General features: G+C 53.1%; 14 protein-coding genes. 7 read left to right on the top strand and 7 right to left on the bottom strand.

Translation table 11 applies throughout. The features are described from left to right. Positions 1-62 precede the first annotated feature (62 nt). Positions 63-707 (top strand): ribonuclease T, encoded by a 645-nt coding sequence (gene rnt / locus AC2CGP_RS00495; protein ID WP_015366877.1) that lies wholly within the window; start codon positions 63-65, stop codon positions 705-707. A 53-nt stretch (positions 708-760) separates the two neighbouring features. On the opposite strand, the gene AC2CGP_RS00490 is transcribed toward rnt, so the two are convergent. After that, on the bottom strand, positions 761-1,108 hold the full coding sequence (locus tag AC2CGP_RS00490) for a Grx4 family monothiol glutaredoxin (RefSeq protein ID WP_015366878.1): 348 nt from the start codon (positions 1,106-1,108) through the stop codon (positions 761-763). 339 nt (positions 1,109-1,447) lie between these two features. Between AC2CGP_RS00490 and AC2CGP_RS00485 the strand changes: the two genes are divergently transcribed. Continuing rightward, positions 1,448-2,323: a C40 family peptidase gene (locus AC2CGP_RS00485; protein WP_026612328.1), complete on the top strand. Its 876-nt coding sequence runs from the start codon at positions 1,448-1,450 to the stop codon at positions 2,321-2,323. On the opposite strand, the gene AC2CGP_RS00480 is transcribed toward AC2CGP_RS00485, so the two are convergent. Further along, positions 2,320-2,775: a helix-turn-helix domain-containing protein gene (locus AC2CGP_RS00480; protein WP_015366880.1), complete on the bottom strand. Its 456-nt coding sequence runs from the start codon at positions 2,773-2,775 to the stop codon at positions 2,320-2,322. The two genes, AC2CGP_RS00485 and AC2CGP_RS00480, sit on opposite strands and share 4 nt — an antisense overlap. Positions 2,776-3,253: 478 nt before the next feature. Here AC2CGP_RS00480 and sodB point away from each other — a divergent pair, with 478 nt between their 5' ends. Then, complete coding sequence (sodB, locus tag AC2CGP_RS00475; RefSeq protein WP_020079002.1) at positions 3,254-3,835, top strand: superoxide dismutase [Fe]; 582 nt, start codon at positions 3,254-3,256, stop codon at positions 3,833-3,835. Positions 3,836-3,885: 50 nt separating this feature from the next. On the opposite strand, the gene AC2CGP_RS00470 is transcribed toward sodB, so the two are convergent. Then, the gene (locus AC2CGP_RS00470) at positions 3,886-5,052 is read right to left on the bottom strand and encodes an MFS transporter (RefSeq protein ID WP_020079003.1); all 1,167 of its coding nucleotides are present in this window, start codon (positions 5,050-5,052) and stop codon (positions 3,886-3,888) included. Positions 5,053-5,211: 159 nt separating this feature from the next. After that, complete coding sequence (gene cydH, locus AC2CGP_RS00465; protein WP_032705726.1) at positions 5,212-5,301, bottom strand: cytochrome bd-I oxidase subunit CydH; 90 nt, start codon at positions 5,299-5,301, stop codon at positions 5,212-5,214. A gap of 295 nt (positions 5,302-5,596) precedes the next feature. On the opposite strand from cydH, the gene purR reads away from it, so the two are divergent. Further along, positions 5,597-6,622: an HTH-type transcriptional repressor PurR gene (gene purR / locus AC2CGP_RS00460; RefSeq protein ID WP_015366884.1), complete on the top strand. Its 1,026-nt coding sequence runs from the start codon at positions 5,597-5,599 to the stop codon at positions 6,620-6,622. A gap of 19 nt (positions 6,623-6,641) precedes the next feature. Here purR and punR read toward each other — a convergent pair whose 3' ends face one another. Further along, on the bottom strand, positions 6,642-7,553 hold the full coding sequence (gene punR / locus AC2CGP_RS00455) for a DNA-binding transcriptional activator PunR (protein WP_015366885.1): 912 nt from the start codon (positions 7,551-7,553) through the stop codon (positions 6,642-6,644). A gap of 112 nt (positions 7,554-7,665) precedes the next feature. Here punR and punC point away from each other — a divergent pair, with 112 nt between their 5' ends. Both punC and cfa read left to right on the top strand, forming a co-directional pair. After that, positions 7,666-8,850 (top strand): purine nucleoside transporter PunC, encoded by a 1,185-nt coding sequence (gene punC, locus AC2CGP_RS00450; RefSeq protein ID WP_032711519.1) that lies wholly within the window; start codon positions 7,666-7,668, stop codon positions 8,848-8,850. Between the two features lie 298 nt (positions 8,851-9,148). Beyond that, positions 9,149-10,297, top strand: coding sequence for a cyclopropane fatty acyl phospholipid synthase (gene cfa / locus AC2CGP_RS00445; RefSeq protein ID WP_020079006.1), 1,149 nt, complete (start codon positions 9,149-9,151; stop codon positions 10,295-10,297). Between the two features lie 51 nt (positions 10,298-10,348). Here cfa and AC2CGP_RS00440 read toward each other — a convergent pair whose 3' ends face one another. After that, a complete protein-coding gene (locus AC2CGP_RS00440) occupies positions 10,349-10,984 on the bottom strand; it encodes a riboflavin synthase (protein WP_015366888.1) in 636 nt (211 codons plus the stop codon). A gap of 230 nt (positions 10,985-11,214) precedes the next feature. On the opposite strand from AC2CGP_RS00440, the gene mdtK reads away from it, so the two are divergent. Then, complete coding sequence (gene mdtK / locus AC2CGP_RS00435; RefSeq protein ID WP_015366890.1) at positions 11,215-12,588, top strand: MdtK family multidrug efflux MATE transporter; 1,374 nt, start codon at positions 11,215-11,217, stop codon at positions 12,586-12,588. A 55-nt stretch (positions 12,589-12,643) separates the two neighbouring features. Here the strand turns inward: mdtK and AC2CGP_RS00430 are convergent, their stop codons facing one another. After that, positions 12,644-13,213: an LOG family protein gene (locus tag AC2CGP_RS00430; protein WP_015366891.1), complete on the bottom strand. Its 570-nt coding sequence runs from the start codon at positions 13,211-13,213 to the stop codon at positions 12,644-12,646. Positions 13,214-13,385: the final 172 nt, after the last annotated feature.

The raw sequence follows: 13,385 nt of genomic DNA, 5'->3' as shown, positions 1-13,385 counted from the left end.
GCTGCAAGCCGCGGCAAAATTTGCCATAATGCGCGCTACTTTTTTCCAGCTAAGAGAATCTGATGTCCGAGAACGCTCAACTTAATGGTCTGTGCGGCCGTTTTCGCGGTTTTTATCCTGTGGTAATTGATGTTGAAACCGCCGGGTTTAATGCCAAAACCGACGCCCTGCTGGAGATCGCCGCTATTACGTTGAAGATGGATGAGCAGGGCTGGCTGATGCCGGACGAAACGCTGCATTTTCACGTGGCTCCCTTCGAAGGGGCCAACCTGCAGCCGGAAGCGCTGGCTTTCAATGGAATTAACCCAAACGATCCGGAGCGCGGCGCGATAAGTGAATACGATGCGCTGCACGCCATTTTTAAAATGGTTCGCAAAGGAATGAAAGAGAGCGATTGTAGCCGCGCGATTATGGTGGCGCATAACGCGACTTTCGATCACAGCTTTACGATGGCCGCCGCCGAGCGCGCCGGGTTGAAACGCAACCCGTTCCATCCTTTCGTGACCTTCGATACCGCCGCGTTGAGCGGGTTGGCCTTAGGGCAAACGGTATTGTCTAAAGCCTGCATCGCCGCCGGCATGGAGTTTGATGGCAGCAAGGCCCATTCTGCGTTGTACGATACCGAGCAAACCGCCCAGCTATTCTGCGAAATCGTCAACCGCTGGAAGCGCCTTGGCGGCTGGCCGTTACCTGTACCTGAAGCGTAAGCGATAAAAAAAGCGACTTCCGGAGAAGTCGCTTTTTCTTTTGCAGCAAAGAATTACTCTGCTTTCGGCTCGTCAGCGTTGTGCTTTGCAGCCGTTTCTTTGATCAGCTGCTGCAGTTCGCCGCGCTGATACATTTCGATGATGATGTCGCAACCGCCAACCAGTTCACCGTCAACCCACAGCTGCGGGAAGGTCGGCCAGTTAGCGTATTTCGGCAGTTCAGCGCGAATATCCGGGTTCTGCAGGATATCTACGTAGGCAAAACGTTCGCCGCAAGCGGAAAGCGCCTGCACTGCCTGAGCGGAGAAACCGCAGCTCGGCAGCTTCGGAGAGCCTTTCATGTACAGCAGGATCGGGTTTTCAGCGATTTGACGTTGGATCGTTTCTAGAGTGGTGCTCATTGTCGTGCTTCCTTAAACATCTTTACGGCAGTAATTTGTCATTGTAGCGTCCTGGACGCAGGACCGATAATAACATTTTTTTCACTCGCCACATTTTATCTTCTGTCGTCTGAAGTTGCCTTAAAAATATCACTTTGTAACGTCACCGCGGGGCGAGTTGCGCACTTTCTGTACGAGGCGGTGATTGTCTGACTCATTTTTTTGCAATCGTTAACCAAACGACATTTTAGATACAAAAGAGTATTAACTTTCTGGCTTTTTATGCTTTAGAATCATTCCGGTTTGTCATTCACCGTCAGGCATTAGTATATGTCTGTAATTTAATCAGGGGATTGCTCAGTGGCGCGGCTCAATAAAATCGCGATATCGCTCTGTGCATTACTGTTTACATCTATCTCGCTTACGCCATTGGCGCATGCTTCAGGGCATACGCACGCTTCGGCTACGCCGAAGGCGCACCCGGCGAAAGGCTCCACCGCCGAGCGTAAGAAGAAAGCAACGCAAAATAAATCCAAATCCACCGCTAAAACTACCCGTAAAAAAACCTCAAGCGCGAAGTCCCCTACTCGTATTACCGCAGCAAGCCAAACCGCGCTTAATCGTCAAGTCGCCGGCGCCACTAAAAAATGCGTGTTGCGTAAAGGCTATAAAAAGCAGTGTGCGAAAACGGTAAAATCCAGCGAAGCATCGACGCTGGCGCTGAACAGCGTGAAAAGCAAATGCGTGGTGCGTAAAGGCTACAAAAAACGTTGTAAACCTGTCGCTGATGAACCGAATCTGACGATTGCCGATGCGCACAAAGCCCGAGTGCAAAAAGCGCAAAGCACTGCCATGAATAAACTCATGGATCAGCTAGGCAAACCTTATCGCTGGGGAGGCTCCTCACCGCGTACCGGTTTCGACTGCAGCGGGCTGGTTTATTACGCCTATAAAGATCTGGTAAAAATTCATATTCCGCGCACCGCTAACGAAATGTACCACCTGCGCGATGCCCGCCCGGTTGACCGCGATGAACTGCAAAGCGGCGATCTGGTCTTCTTCCGCACCCGCGGACGCGGCACCGCCGACCACGTAGGCGTTTACGTTGGAAACGGTAAGTTTATCCAGTCGCCGCGTACCGGCCGTGATATTCAGATAACCTCCCTAAGCGAAGATTATTGGGTTCGTCACTACGTCGGCGCGCGCCGCGTAATGACGCCAAAAACCATTCGTTAAGAGGCGCAGACCCCGGTTTGCCGCTGCGCCGGCAAACCGCTCTTCTGTACATTCCCCTCCTCTTCCAGATTCAGCGGATACTGCATTCGTTCCTCCAGTTGCGCGGGGTGACGGCGGTAGCTGGTCGGCGACATACCAAAATGACGACGGAAAGTACGGCAAAATGTCGCCTGGCCTTCAAACCCGAGCAGCAATGAGATACTCAACGCCGAATCCTGCGTCTGTTTGAGAATACCGGCGGCAATGGTCATTTTGCGTCGGCTAACATATGTTCCCAGCGTATAACCGGTAATCAGCGCGAACTGGCGCTGAAAGTACCAGTGCGAATAACCCGATTTCCTTGAGATTGCGGTGACGGGTAGCGCGGTAAAGATGTTGTCTTCGATCCACTCGATGATATCTATGACGATCGGAATAATATGTCCGCTGACCATTTCATGTTTATGCGCCATCTCTTCTCATCCATCAATTATGAGCTTTATGCTTGTTCAATAACGATTTCTTACTCCGAGGTTCGTTGCCTGCAGAGACAATTATATTTGTCATACAATTAAAATTAATCCCAATGATTATTGGGCATGAAAGTCATTCCCATTGCGCATAATGCTCACAAGCTAATGATTTATACCATTTTAAAAAGATAACAAGGGGTGAGGATACGCAGCGTTTTAGTCGTAGGCAGGGGCATCGATGGGGACTTTGCGAATCATATCGCTCACCATGCGCCAGACTGGCGAAGGCTTAATCAGTCGCATTAGCAATGAATAACCTTTGTTGTTGTAAGTCTTTTAACTGACTTCAGCAAATGTTAACATTCTCAACACAATAACATGTAACACTCGCGACAGCGTTACACAGTAAATACGATATTCAGGTGAACATTCACCTAATTAATGTGAGAAAAAACAAAAAGTTATAAGGAGAGTAGCAATGTCGTTCGAATTACCTGCATTACCATATGCAAAAGACGCCCTGGCGCCGCACATTTCCGCAGAAACCCTGGAATACCATTACGGTAAACATCACCAGGCCTACGTGACCAACCTCAACAACCTGATCAAAGGCACCGCTTTTGAAGGCAAATCTCTGGAAGAGATCGTTCGCTCTTCTGAAGGCGGCGTTTTCAATAACGCAGCGCAGGTCTGGAACCACACTTTCTACTGGAACTGCCTGGCGCCGAATGCCGGCGGTGAGCCGGAAGGCGAACTGGCCGCAGCGATTAACAAATCTTTCGGTAGCTTCGCTGATTTTAAAGCGAAATTCACCGATGCCGCGGCGAAAAACTTCGGCGCAGGCTGGACCTGGCTTGTTAAAAACGGTGACGGCAGCCTGGCTATCGTCTCCACCAGCAACGCCGGCACCCCGCTGACTACCGATGCGACGCCGCTGTTGACCGTTGATGTCTGGGAACACGCCTACTACATCGACTACCGCAATGCCCGTCCTAATTATCTGGAACACTTCTGGGCGCTGGTAAACTGGAAATTTGTTGCCGCCAACCTGGCAGCATAAAAATAAAACCGCAGCAGGGTTACCCCGCTGCGGTTTTTTCTTAGTGCGACTTAGTTATTCGCTAACGCTTCTTCTGGTTGTGAACGCCCGCCAAACAGCACCACCGCCAACGCCAGCCCGGCAATAATCGCCCCCATCACCGGCACAAAAGCATAACCGAGACCGCCGGATATCACCGCGCCGCCCGCCGCCGCGCCCAACGCATTACCGAGGTTGAAAGCGCCAATGTTAACCGACGATGACAGGCCCGGCGCTTCGTGCGCCACGCGCATTACCCGCATCTGCAACGGTGGAACCACCGCGAAGGTTGCCGCGCCCCACACGACCATGCTGACGGCAGCACCCAGTTGCGATTGCGCCAGCAACGGAATGGCCAACATGATGGCAATCAGTAACAACAGGAACCCTTTCAGCGTTCCGGAGACTGAACGGTCGGCAAATTTACCCCCCAGATAGTTGCCAAGCGAGAAACCGACGCCGATCAACACCAGCATGGCGGTAACAAACAGCGGTGAAGCGTGGGTGATGGTATGCAGTACCGGAGAAATGTAGGTATACAGCGTGAACATCGCCCCGGCGCCCAGCACGGTAGTCAACAGCGCAGAGAGTACCTGAGGACGCATCAACACCGAAAGCTCGCGCTTCACGTTCGGACGTTCGCCGGCGCTACCCTTCGGCAGGGAGAACCACAGGCTGACCATCGCAATTAATCCCAGACCCGCCGTGGCGAGGAAAGACATTCGCCAACCGATGGTTTCGCCAAGCCAGGTGGCAGCCGGTACGCCGCCGATATTGGCAATGGTCAGCCCCATAAACATGGTCGCGACCGCACTGGCCTGTTTGTGTTTTGGCACCACGCTTGCGGCAACGACCGAGCCAAGGCCGAAGAACGCGCCATGATTGAGGCTGGTGATAATACGCGACAGCAGTAGCGTCGTGTAATCCGGCGCAATAGAAGAGAGCACGTTGCCGAGGGTGAAGATCCCCATCAGGAAGATCAATGCATTGCGGCGAGCGCGATGCGATAGCAGCAACGTCATTAACGGCGCGCCGACCATCACGCCAATGGCATAGGCGCTAATCAGCATCCCCGCGGCCGGAATAGAAACATCGACGCCTTTGGCGATAACCGGCAGTAATCCCATCGGGGAAAACTCGGTGGTACCGATACCAAAGGCACCGATCGCCAACGCGAGTAAGGGAAAGTTGATTTTCATTCAGAGACTCCATCAGGCCGATTCAGGACACGGCATTACATCAGAAGCCAAAAGCATGACATCAATCACAGAAAAACAGAAGTAAACGAAATGACAAAAGATTTTTGCAGATTTGCTAATAATGGCGGGATGGGAGGGGAAGCCCCCTCCCTGCTGGAATCAGTGCAGTACCGCGGTCAACGCGGCGGCGACGATCAGACCCAAAACAATAACCGTCGTTGTCAGCGAAAACTTTAAATTTGTGTCCATCAATTTTCTCCCCTGATTATCCCCACATAGAAAGTGAGCTTGCTCATTTTTGCACAAAAATATGCAAAAATCTTCCCGGATTTAGAGTGATGCACATTTTTGCTCTTCCCCTTTGCCGCGAGATAGGACAAAATCCCACGCTAATTTGAAAGCGTATCGGCCATTGACCCCTTCCTGTCGTTCTGTGTCGTTTTCCCAGGTGTTGCAATGTTGAGCATTGTATACAGGGTGTGTATAGGCAAACGTTTACGTATCGATAATCAGACGATCAGGTCAAGGTCTGGAGTGAGAAGTAATGGCAACTATTAAAGATGTAGCGAAACGCGCAAACGTTTCCACTACAACTGTATCACATGTGATTAACAAAACCCGTTTCGTGGCGGAAGAGACGCGCAATGCGGTGTGGGCGGCAATTAAAGAACTCCACTATTCGCCAAGCGCCGTGGCTCGCAGCCTGAAAGTCAATCACACTAAATCGATCGGTCTGCTGGCCACCAGCAGCGAAGCGGCCTATTTCGCTGAAATTATCGAATCCGTAGAAAAGAGCTGCTTCCAGAAAGGCTATACCCTGATTCTGGGCAACGCCTGGAACGATCCGGAAAAACAGCGCGCCTACTTGTCGATGATGGCGCAAAAGCGCGTTGACGGCCTGCTGGTGATGTGTTCCGAGTACCCTGAGTCGGTGCTCAGTATGCTCGAAGAGTATCGTCATATTCCGATGGTGGTGATGGACTGGGGCGAAGCCAAAGCGGACTTTACCGACTCGGTTATTGATAATGCCTTTGAAGGCGGCTATATCGCCGGCCGTTACCTGATTGAACGCGGCCATCGTGAAATTGGCGTTATTCCGGGCCCGCTTGAGCGCAACACCGGCGCCGGGCGCCTTGCCGGCTTCATGCAGGCGATGAAAGAAGCGCATATCAATGTGCCGGAAAACTGGATTGTTCAGGGCGACTTTGAACCGGAATCCGGCTACCGCGCCATGCAGCAGATCCTTAATCAGCAGCATCGCCCAACCGCCGTGTTCTGCGGCGGCGACATCATGGCGATGGGCGCTATCTGCGCCGCCGACGAAATGGGCCTGCGCGTGCCGCAGGATATTTCGCTGATCGGATATGATAATGTGCGCAACGCCCGCTACTTCAGCCCGGCGCTGACCACAATACATCAACCCAAGGACTCGCTCGGAGAAGCGGCATTCAATATGCTGCTCGATCGCATTGTTAATAAACGCGAAGAGTCGCAGTCCATCGAGGTGCATCCACGTCTTATCGAGCGCCGCTCGGTTGCCGACGGCCCGTTCGTCGATTATCGTCGTTAACACCCTCCTCCGGCGCCGGTTATTCCGGCGCCCGCAACCACTCCCGATTCAACGTTTCGCTGTCGCCAAGATAGTCAAGCAGCCAGCTTAAAGCGGGTGAAGCATCGCTTTGTTGCCAGGTCAGGCAGCAGGCGGCATCCGGGAATGGGTTTTCCAGCGTCAAGGCCGTCCACTCCCCGCTATCGATATGCGGGCGGGCGAAATGGCCTGGCACCATCCCGACGCACAATCCTGCCGATAGACAGGTGGCTGAAGATTCCCAATCCGGCACCACCACCCGCTTCTGGTTATCAAGCAGCCAGGTTGTGCGCTTCGGCAGCGAGCGCGAGGTATCTTCGCGCACCAGGGACGGCCAGTTGCGCAACACGTCATCACTGAGCGGCCCTTCCATCTGCGCCAGCGGATGACTGCTGGCGACGACACAGTGCCAGTTCAGCATCCCCATATCGCGAAAAGCGTAACGCCCTCCCACCGGTATCGAACGCGTCGCGCCGATAGCGAGTTCTACCCGCCCATCGGCTAACGCATCCCAGACGCCGTTGAAAACTTCCTGAAAAACGATCAGTTCGACATCGCTAAAATGGCGATAAAAATCAACGATCATCTGGCGCATCCGCGCCGGTTTAACGATATCGTCCACCGCAATGGACAGCTGGCCGCGCCAGCCGTTAGCAATTTGCTGGCACTGCTGGCGGGTGATCTGCATTTTTTTGATAACAGAACGCCCTTCCTGCAAAAACCAGTGCCCGGCGGGGGTCAATTCAACATCACGATGGCGACGTTCAAAAAGCGGAACCGCAAGCCACTCCTCCAGCTGTCGCACCGTATAGCTCACCGCCGAAGGTACGCGGTGCAACTCCTGCGCCGCGGCGCTGAAACTCCCGTTACGCGCTACAGCATCAACCACTTCTAAGGAATATTCAGACCACATATTCTGCCTGCAAAATTTTTGAATGCATGTGACAAATAATAGCGTTTCACAAGGCGGATTACACTCCCTACACTCTGCGGCATCGTACCTGCATCAGTAGAAAGAGAACGTTATGCAACAACCTGGGAAAGGATTTTTAGTGTGGCTGGGCGGCCTGAGCGTGCTTGGCTTTCTGGCCACCGACATGTATCTACCGGCCTTTGCCGCCATTCAGCAAGACCTCAACACCTCTGCCGCATCGGTTAGCGCCAGCCTGAGCTTATTCCTCGCGGGCTTCGCGCTCGGCCAGTTGTTCTGGGGGCCGCTGTCGGACCGCTATGGCCGGAAACCGATTCTGCTCGCCGGGCTGGCTATCTTCGCTCTTGGCTGCCTTGGGATGCTGTGGGTACGCGACGCGACGCTGATGCTGGTACTGCGTTTTGTCCAGGCGATCGGCGTATGCGCCGCCGCGGTGACCTGGCAGGCGATGGTGACCGACTACTATCCGGCCCAGCGCACCAACCGCATTTTCGCAACGATCATGCCGCTGGTCGGGCTCTCTCCGGCGCTGGCGCCGTTACTCGGCAGCTGGCTGTTAGTTCATCTGGAATGGCAGGCTATCTTCGCCACCCTGTTCGCTATCACCTTACTGTTGATGCTGCCGGCTTTTCGTCTGAAGGCGGTCGTCAAACCTGCTGGCGAAACCCAGCAGAAACTTACCTTTATGGCCCTGCTGCGTTCACGTGAATATAGCGGTAACGTACTCATTTATGCGGCGTGTTCCGCCAGCTTCTTCGCCTGGCTCACCGGTTCGCCGTTTATCCTCCATGAAATGGGCTATGGCCCAACGGTGATTGGTCTTAGCTACGTGCCGCAAACTATCGCCTTCCTGATCGGTGGTTACGGCTGCCGCGCGGCGCTGCAAAAATGGCAGGGTCATCAGATGCTGCCCTGGCTGCTGGTTGTTTTTGCGCTGAGCGTGGCGGCGACCTGGCTTGCCGGGATACAGGATCATCCGTCACTGGTTGCGCTAATGGTTCCGTTTTGCATCATGGCGATTGTGAATGGCGGGATTTACCCTATCGTCGTCGCCCAGGCGCTGAAACCTTTTCCACAGGCAACCGGGCGCGCCGCCGCCCTGCAGAATACGCTGCAGCTTGGCCTCTGTTTCCTGGCAAGCCTGCTGGTCTCAAGCCTTATCGCCACTCCGCTTCTGACCACCACCAGCGTGATGCTGATTTCCATCGTTCTGGCAGGCATCGGTTTCTGGATGCAGCAACGACGCGTGCAGTTAGTGAACGAATCGTCTCACGCTTGATGATTTTTTAAAGCATCTCCCGGACCAGTAATTAGCCTGCTAATATATTTTTATTGAAAGGCGGTTTTTAGCGGCCTATACTGGATCCGGCATCACATAAATAGAAAGTTTTTTAGATATTAACGGGGGCAGGAAGCAGCCCGTTTCACCATGGAAGGCCTTTCGGCAAGGGTTATCTCCCTTCCTCTGTTCTACGTCGGATAGCACCCTCACGATTTTTTCGTGAGATTTCTCACAAAGCCAAAAAAGCGTCTACGCTGTTTTAAGGTTCTGATCACTTGGGCGTGATGGAGAAGCTATGAGTTCATCGTGTATAGAAGAAGTAAGTGTACCAAACGATGATTGGTACCGGATTGCAGCTGAATTATTGGGCCGTGCCGGAATTGAGATCAATGGTTCCGCACCCTCCGATATCCGGGTAAAAAACCCGCTCTTTTTTAAACGCGTGTTACAGGAAGGGTCTCTCGGATTAGGCGAAAGCTATATGGACGGCTGGTGGGAATGCGAACGCCTGGATATATTCTTTCACAAGGTATTGCGCGCCGGGCTGGATAAGCAACTCCCCCACCACTTCAAAGATACGCTACGTATCGCTGGCGCTCGCCTGTTTAATCTGCAAAGCAAAAAACGCGCCTGGATTGTTGGTAAAGAACACTACGATTTAGGCAACGACCTTTTCCACCGCATGCTCGATCCCTATATGCAATATTCCTGCGGATACTGGAAAGAGGCCGAAAATCTGGAACAGGCGCAGCAGGATAAATTAGATCTTATCTGTCGCAAACTGCAGCTTGAGCCGGGAATGAAAGTGCTGGATATCGGTTGCGGTTGGGGTGGGCTGGCCTATTACATGGCCAAAAACTATAACGTCAGTGTGACAGGCGTGACCATTTCGGCCGAACAACAAAAAATGGCACAGGAGCGCTGTGCAGGATTAGATGTCAATATTCTGCTGCAGGACTATCGCGATCTTCACGAAAGTTTTGACCGTATCGTCTCCGTCGGGATGTTCGAGCACGTTGGGCCTAAAAATTACGCCACTTATTTTGAAGTTGTCGATCGTAATTTAAAACCAAACGGTCGTTTTCTGCTACATACCATTGGTTCAAAGATTACCGATCACAACGTCGACCCGTGGATTAATAAATATATATTCCCTAACGGTTGCCTGCCGTCGGTACGCCATATCGCCGATGCCAGCGAGAAGCATTTTGTGATGGAAGATTGGCATAACTTTGGTGCCGATTATGACACCACTTTGATGGCCTGGTACGAGCGTTTTCTTGCCAGTTGGCCGGATATTGCCGATAACTATTCAGAGCGTTTCAAACGCATGTTTACCTATTATCTGAATGCCTGCGCGGGTGCTTTCCGCGCCCGCGATATTCAGCTCTGGCAGGTCGTCTTCTCGCGCGGTGTTGAACATGGCCTGCGCGTAGCCCGCTAGACTCGTTAAAAAAAGCCCCCGCAGAAATACATTTCTACGGGGGCTTTTTTATTATTCTTCCGCGCTTTTTTGCGCCGCTTCTTTTGCCGCCAGCACGCGTTCCACGGTATCCACCACCGCCTGAGTCTGCGGATCGATTTCGATATTTACTTTATCGCCGAGTTTTTTCACCCCAAGCGTGGTGCGCTGCAGCGTTTCCGGAATAAGATGCACGCAGAAACGAGTCGGGGTCACTTCACCAACCGTCAGGCTAATACCGTCCACGCCGATGAACCCTTTATACAGGATATATTTCATCAGCGCCGGGTCCTGCACCTTAAACCAAATCTGGCGATTGTTTTCCGAGGTGAGGATTTTAACGACTTCGGCGGTGGTCATAATATGGCCGGACATCAAATGGCCGCCGATTTCATCACTGAATTTCGCCGCTCGCTCGACGTTGACCATATCGCCTTCATGGATAGCGCCAAGATTAGTGATACGCAGCGTCTCTTTCATCAAGTCAAAGCTGATTCGCGGGCCGTCAATTTCGGTAACGGTCAGGCAACAGCCATTGTGCGCCACCGAAGCACCGGTCTCCAGGCCATCGAGCATATGCGCCGGCAGCTCCACCACGTGGGTGCGGAAATTCGGTTTCTCATCGATGGACACCACTTTCGCAGTCCCCTGTACAATACCAGTAAACATACTTTGCTCCTGTTGAGAATCGTGACGGTATCATTACCGTTATATATACGCGGAACAATAACAGTTGGCCAAACAGGTTGCCAGCGCGCATCGTGCCCCCACCATTTTTTCACTGGCTTAATGGCTAATCCTCGCTACAATAGACTGGAAATTCCTCCTGTTTTTTCTTCTTGCTGCCATTTAAGGCGGCTTTTTTAGTCTCAAAATAACAACAATATAAAGGTGTTCACGTGCAGAAGTACTTTATAGAAGCGCGTCAGTTATTAGCATTGGCTATCCCGGTCATTCTGGCGCAGGTCGCCCAGACGGCGATGGGTTTTGTCGATACGGTGATGGCCGGCGGCTATAGCGCAACTGATATGGCCGCCGTGGCTATCGGCACCTCGATCTGGCTACCTGCTATCCTGTTTGGCCACGGTCTGCTGCTGGCGTTAACGCCGGTTATCGCCCAACTCAATGGCTCCGGTCGCCGCGATCGTATCGCCCAGCAGGTACGCCAGGGCTTTTGGCTGGCGGGCTTTGTCTCCGTACTGGTGATGGTGGTGCTGTGGAACGCAGGCTATATCATCAGCTCGATGCACAACATCGACCCACAGCTTGCCGACAAAGCGGTGGGGTATCTGCGTGCGTTGCTATGGGGCGCGCCAGGCTATCTGTTCTTCCAGGTCGCGCGTAACCAGTGCGAAGGGCTGGCAAAAACTAAGCCCGGAATGGTGATGGGTTTTATCGGCCTGCTGGTCAACATTCCAGTGAACTACATTTTTATCTATGGTCATTTCGGTATGCCGGAACTTGGCGGCATCGGCTGCGGGGTCGCGACCGCCTCGGTCTACTGGGTCATGTTTGCCAGCATGCTGACCTGGGTGCGCCGCGCGCGCTCAATGCGCGATATCCGCTGCGCTGAGCGTTTCAGTAAACCTGATTTTTCGGTATTAAAACGGCTGGTACAGCTGGGGTTGCCAATCGCGCTGGCGCTGTTTTTTGAAGTCACGCTGTTCGCGGTTGTGGCGCTGCTGGTTTCGCCATTGGGGATTATCGATGTCGCAGGGCATCAAATCGCCCTTAACTTCAGTTCGCTGATGTTCGTTCTTCCGCTCTCGCTGGCGGCGGCGGTAACAATACGCGTTGGTTTTCGTCTCGGCCAGGGCTCGACGCTGGATGCACAGACCTCCGCGCGTACCGGGGTCGGCGTGGGCGTCTGCATGGCAATGATCACCGCGATTTTCACGATCCTGATGCGTAAGCAGATTGCCCTGCTGTATAACGATAACCCTGAGGTGGTGCTACTGGCCTCACAGCTGATGCTGCTGGCGGCGATTTATCAGATTTCCGACTCCATTCAGGTGATCGGCAGCGGTATTCTGCGCGGTTATAAAGATACGCGGTCGATCTTCTTTATTACCTTCACCGCTTACTGGGTACTTGGCCTGCCAAGCGGTTATCTGCTGGCGCTGACGGATATTGTGGTGCCGCGGATGGGGCCTGCGGGCTTCTGGTGCGGCTTTATCATCGGCCTGACCTCCGCTGCCATCATGATGATGCTGCGCATGCGCTTCCTGCAACGTCAGCCATCAAGCGTGATCCTGCAGCGCGCCGCGCGTTAACCAGAAACGCTAAAGAAAAGGGCAAGCCGTTAAAACGGTTTGCCCTTTAATAGCGCTACTTCGCAAGCCATTTGCGCTGCGGCGGCGTATAGCGATGGAATGCGGTTAAAATCTCCTGTACATCATCGCTAAAAGTCAGCATCTCAGCATAGCGGCGATGCATAAACCCTTCGGCGGCCATTTTTTCCGCCATCGCCTGCAGCGGGTTGTAATAGCCGTTCACGTTCAGGAAAGCACAGGGCTTTTCATGAATACCGAGCTGCGCCCAGGTCCACTGTTCAAAAATCTCTTCCAGCGTTCCGGCTCCACCCGGCATGGCAATGAAGCCATCCGCCAGCAGCGACATTTTGTTTTTGCGCTCATGCATATTCTCAACGACATGCAGCTCGCTTAATCCGCTATGCGCAATCTCACGCTCCACCAGCCCGCGCGGCATCACGCCAATGACCCGCCCGCCGTGTTCTAATGCAGCATCTGCCACCGCGCCCATAAGTCCTACTTTACCGCCGCCATACACGAGCTCCACCCCGGCTTGCGCCAGCGCCTTGCCAACCTGTTGCGCGTAAACCTGATAAATCGGGTTTTCCCCGGTAGAAGAACCACAAAAAATGCCAATTGCTTTCATTACTGCGCTCCGTCGTTTATTTGCCGCACACTCTAGCATAAAGTCGGTGAGCGTCTCCCCTGCCAATCCGGGCAGAAAAATGCAACGGAGCAGGACATTGCTGAAGAAATATCCTTTATCATCAGTAAAATATGGGCGATATGGATAAAAGTTCTGCAAACGCGTCTATTCT

It is taken from the genome of Klebsiella sp. SYXHC3, assembly GCF_057196925.1.
Note: the sequence above shows the minus strand (reverse complement) of the source record. Positions and strands in the feature narration are given on the sequence as shown.

Excerpts from the sequence above, each read along its gene's own strand:
- rnt (WP_015366877.1), top strand. The coding sequence starts at position 63 with ATGTCCGAGAACGCTCAACTTAATGGTCTGTGCGGCCGTTTTCGCGGT.
- AC2CGP_RS00490 (WP_015366878.1), bottom strand. The coding sequence starts at position 1,108 with ATGAGCACCACTCTAGAAACGATCCAACGTCAAATCGCTGAAAACCCG.
- AC2CGP_RS00480 (WP_015366880.1), bottom strand. The coding sequence starts at position 2,775 with ATGGCGCATAAACATGAAATGGTCAGCGGACATATTATTCCGATCGTC.
- sodB (WP_020079002.1), top strand. The coding sequence starts at position 3,254 with ATGTCGTTCGAATTACCTGCATTACCATATGCAAAAGACGCCCTGGCG.
- AC2CGP_RS00470 (WP_020079003.1), bottom strand. The coding sequence starts at position 5,052 with ATGAAAATCAACTTTCCCTTACTCGCGTTGGCGATCGGTGCCTTTGGT.
- cydH (WP_032705726.1), bottom strand. The coding sequence starts at position 5,301 with ATGGACACAAATTTAAAGTTTTCGCTGACAACGACGGTTATTGTTTTG.
- purR (WP_015366884.1), top strand. The coding sequence starts at position 5,597 with ATGGCAACTATTAAAGATGTAGCGAAACGCGCAAACGTTTCCACTACA.
- punR (WP_015366885.1), bottom strand. The coding sequence starts at position 7,553 with ATGTGGTCTGAATATTCCTTAGAAGTGGTTGATGCTGTAGCGCGTAAC.
- punC (WP_032711519.1), top strand. The coding sequence starts at position 7,666 with ATGCAACAACCTGGGAAAGGATTTTTAGTGTGGCTGGGCGGCCTGAGC.
- cfa (WP_020079006.1), top strand. The coding sequence starts at position 9,149 with ATGAGTTCATCGTGTATAGAAGAAGTAAGTGTACCAAACGATGATTGG.
- AC2CGP_RS00440 (WP_015366888.1), bottom strand. The coding sequence starts at position 10,984 with ATGTTTACTGGTATTGTACAGGGGACTGCGAAAGTGGTGTCCATCGAT.
- AC2CGP_RS00430 (WP_015366891.1), bottom strand. The coding sequence starts at position 13,213 with ATGAAAGCAATTGGCATTTTTTGTGGTTCTTCTACCGGGGAAAACCCG.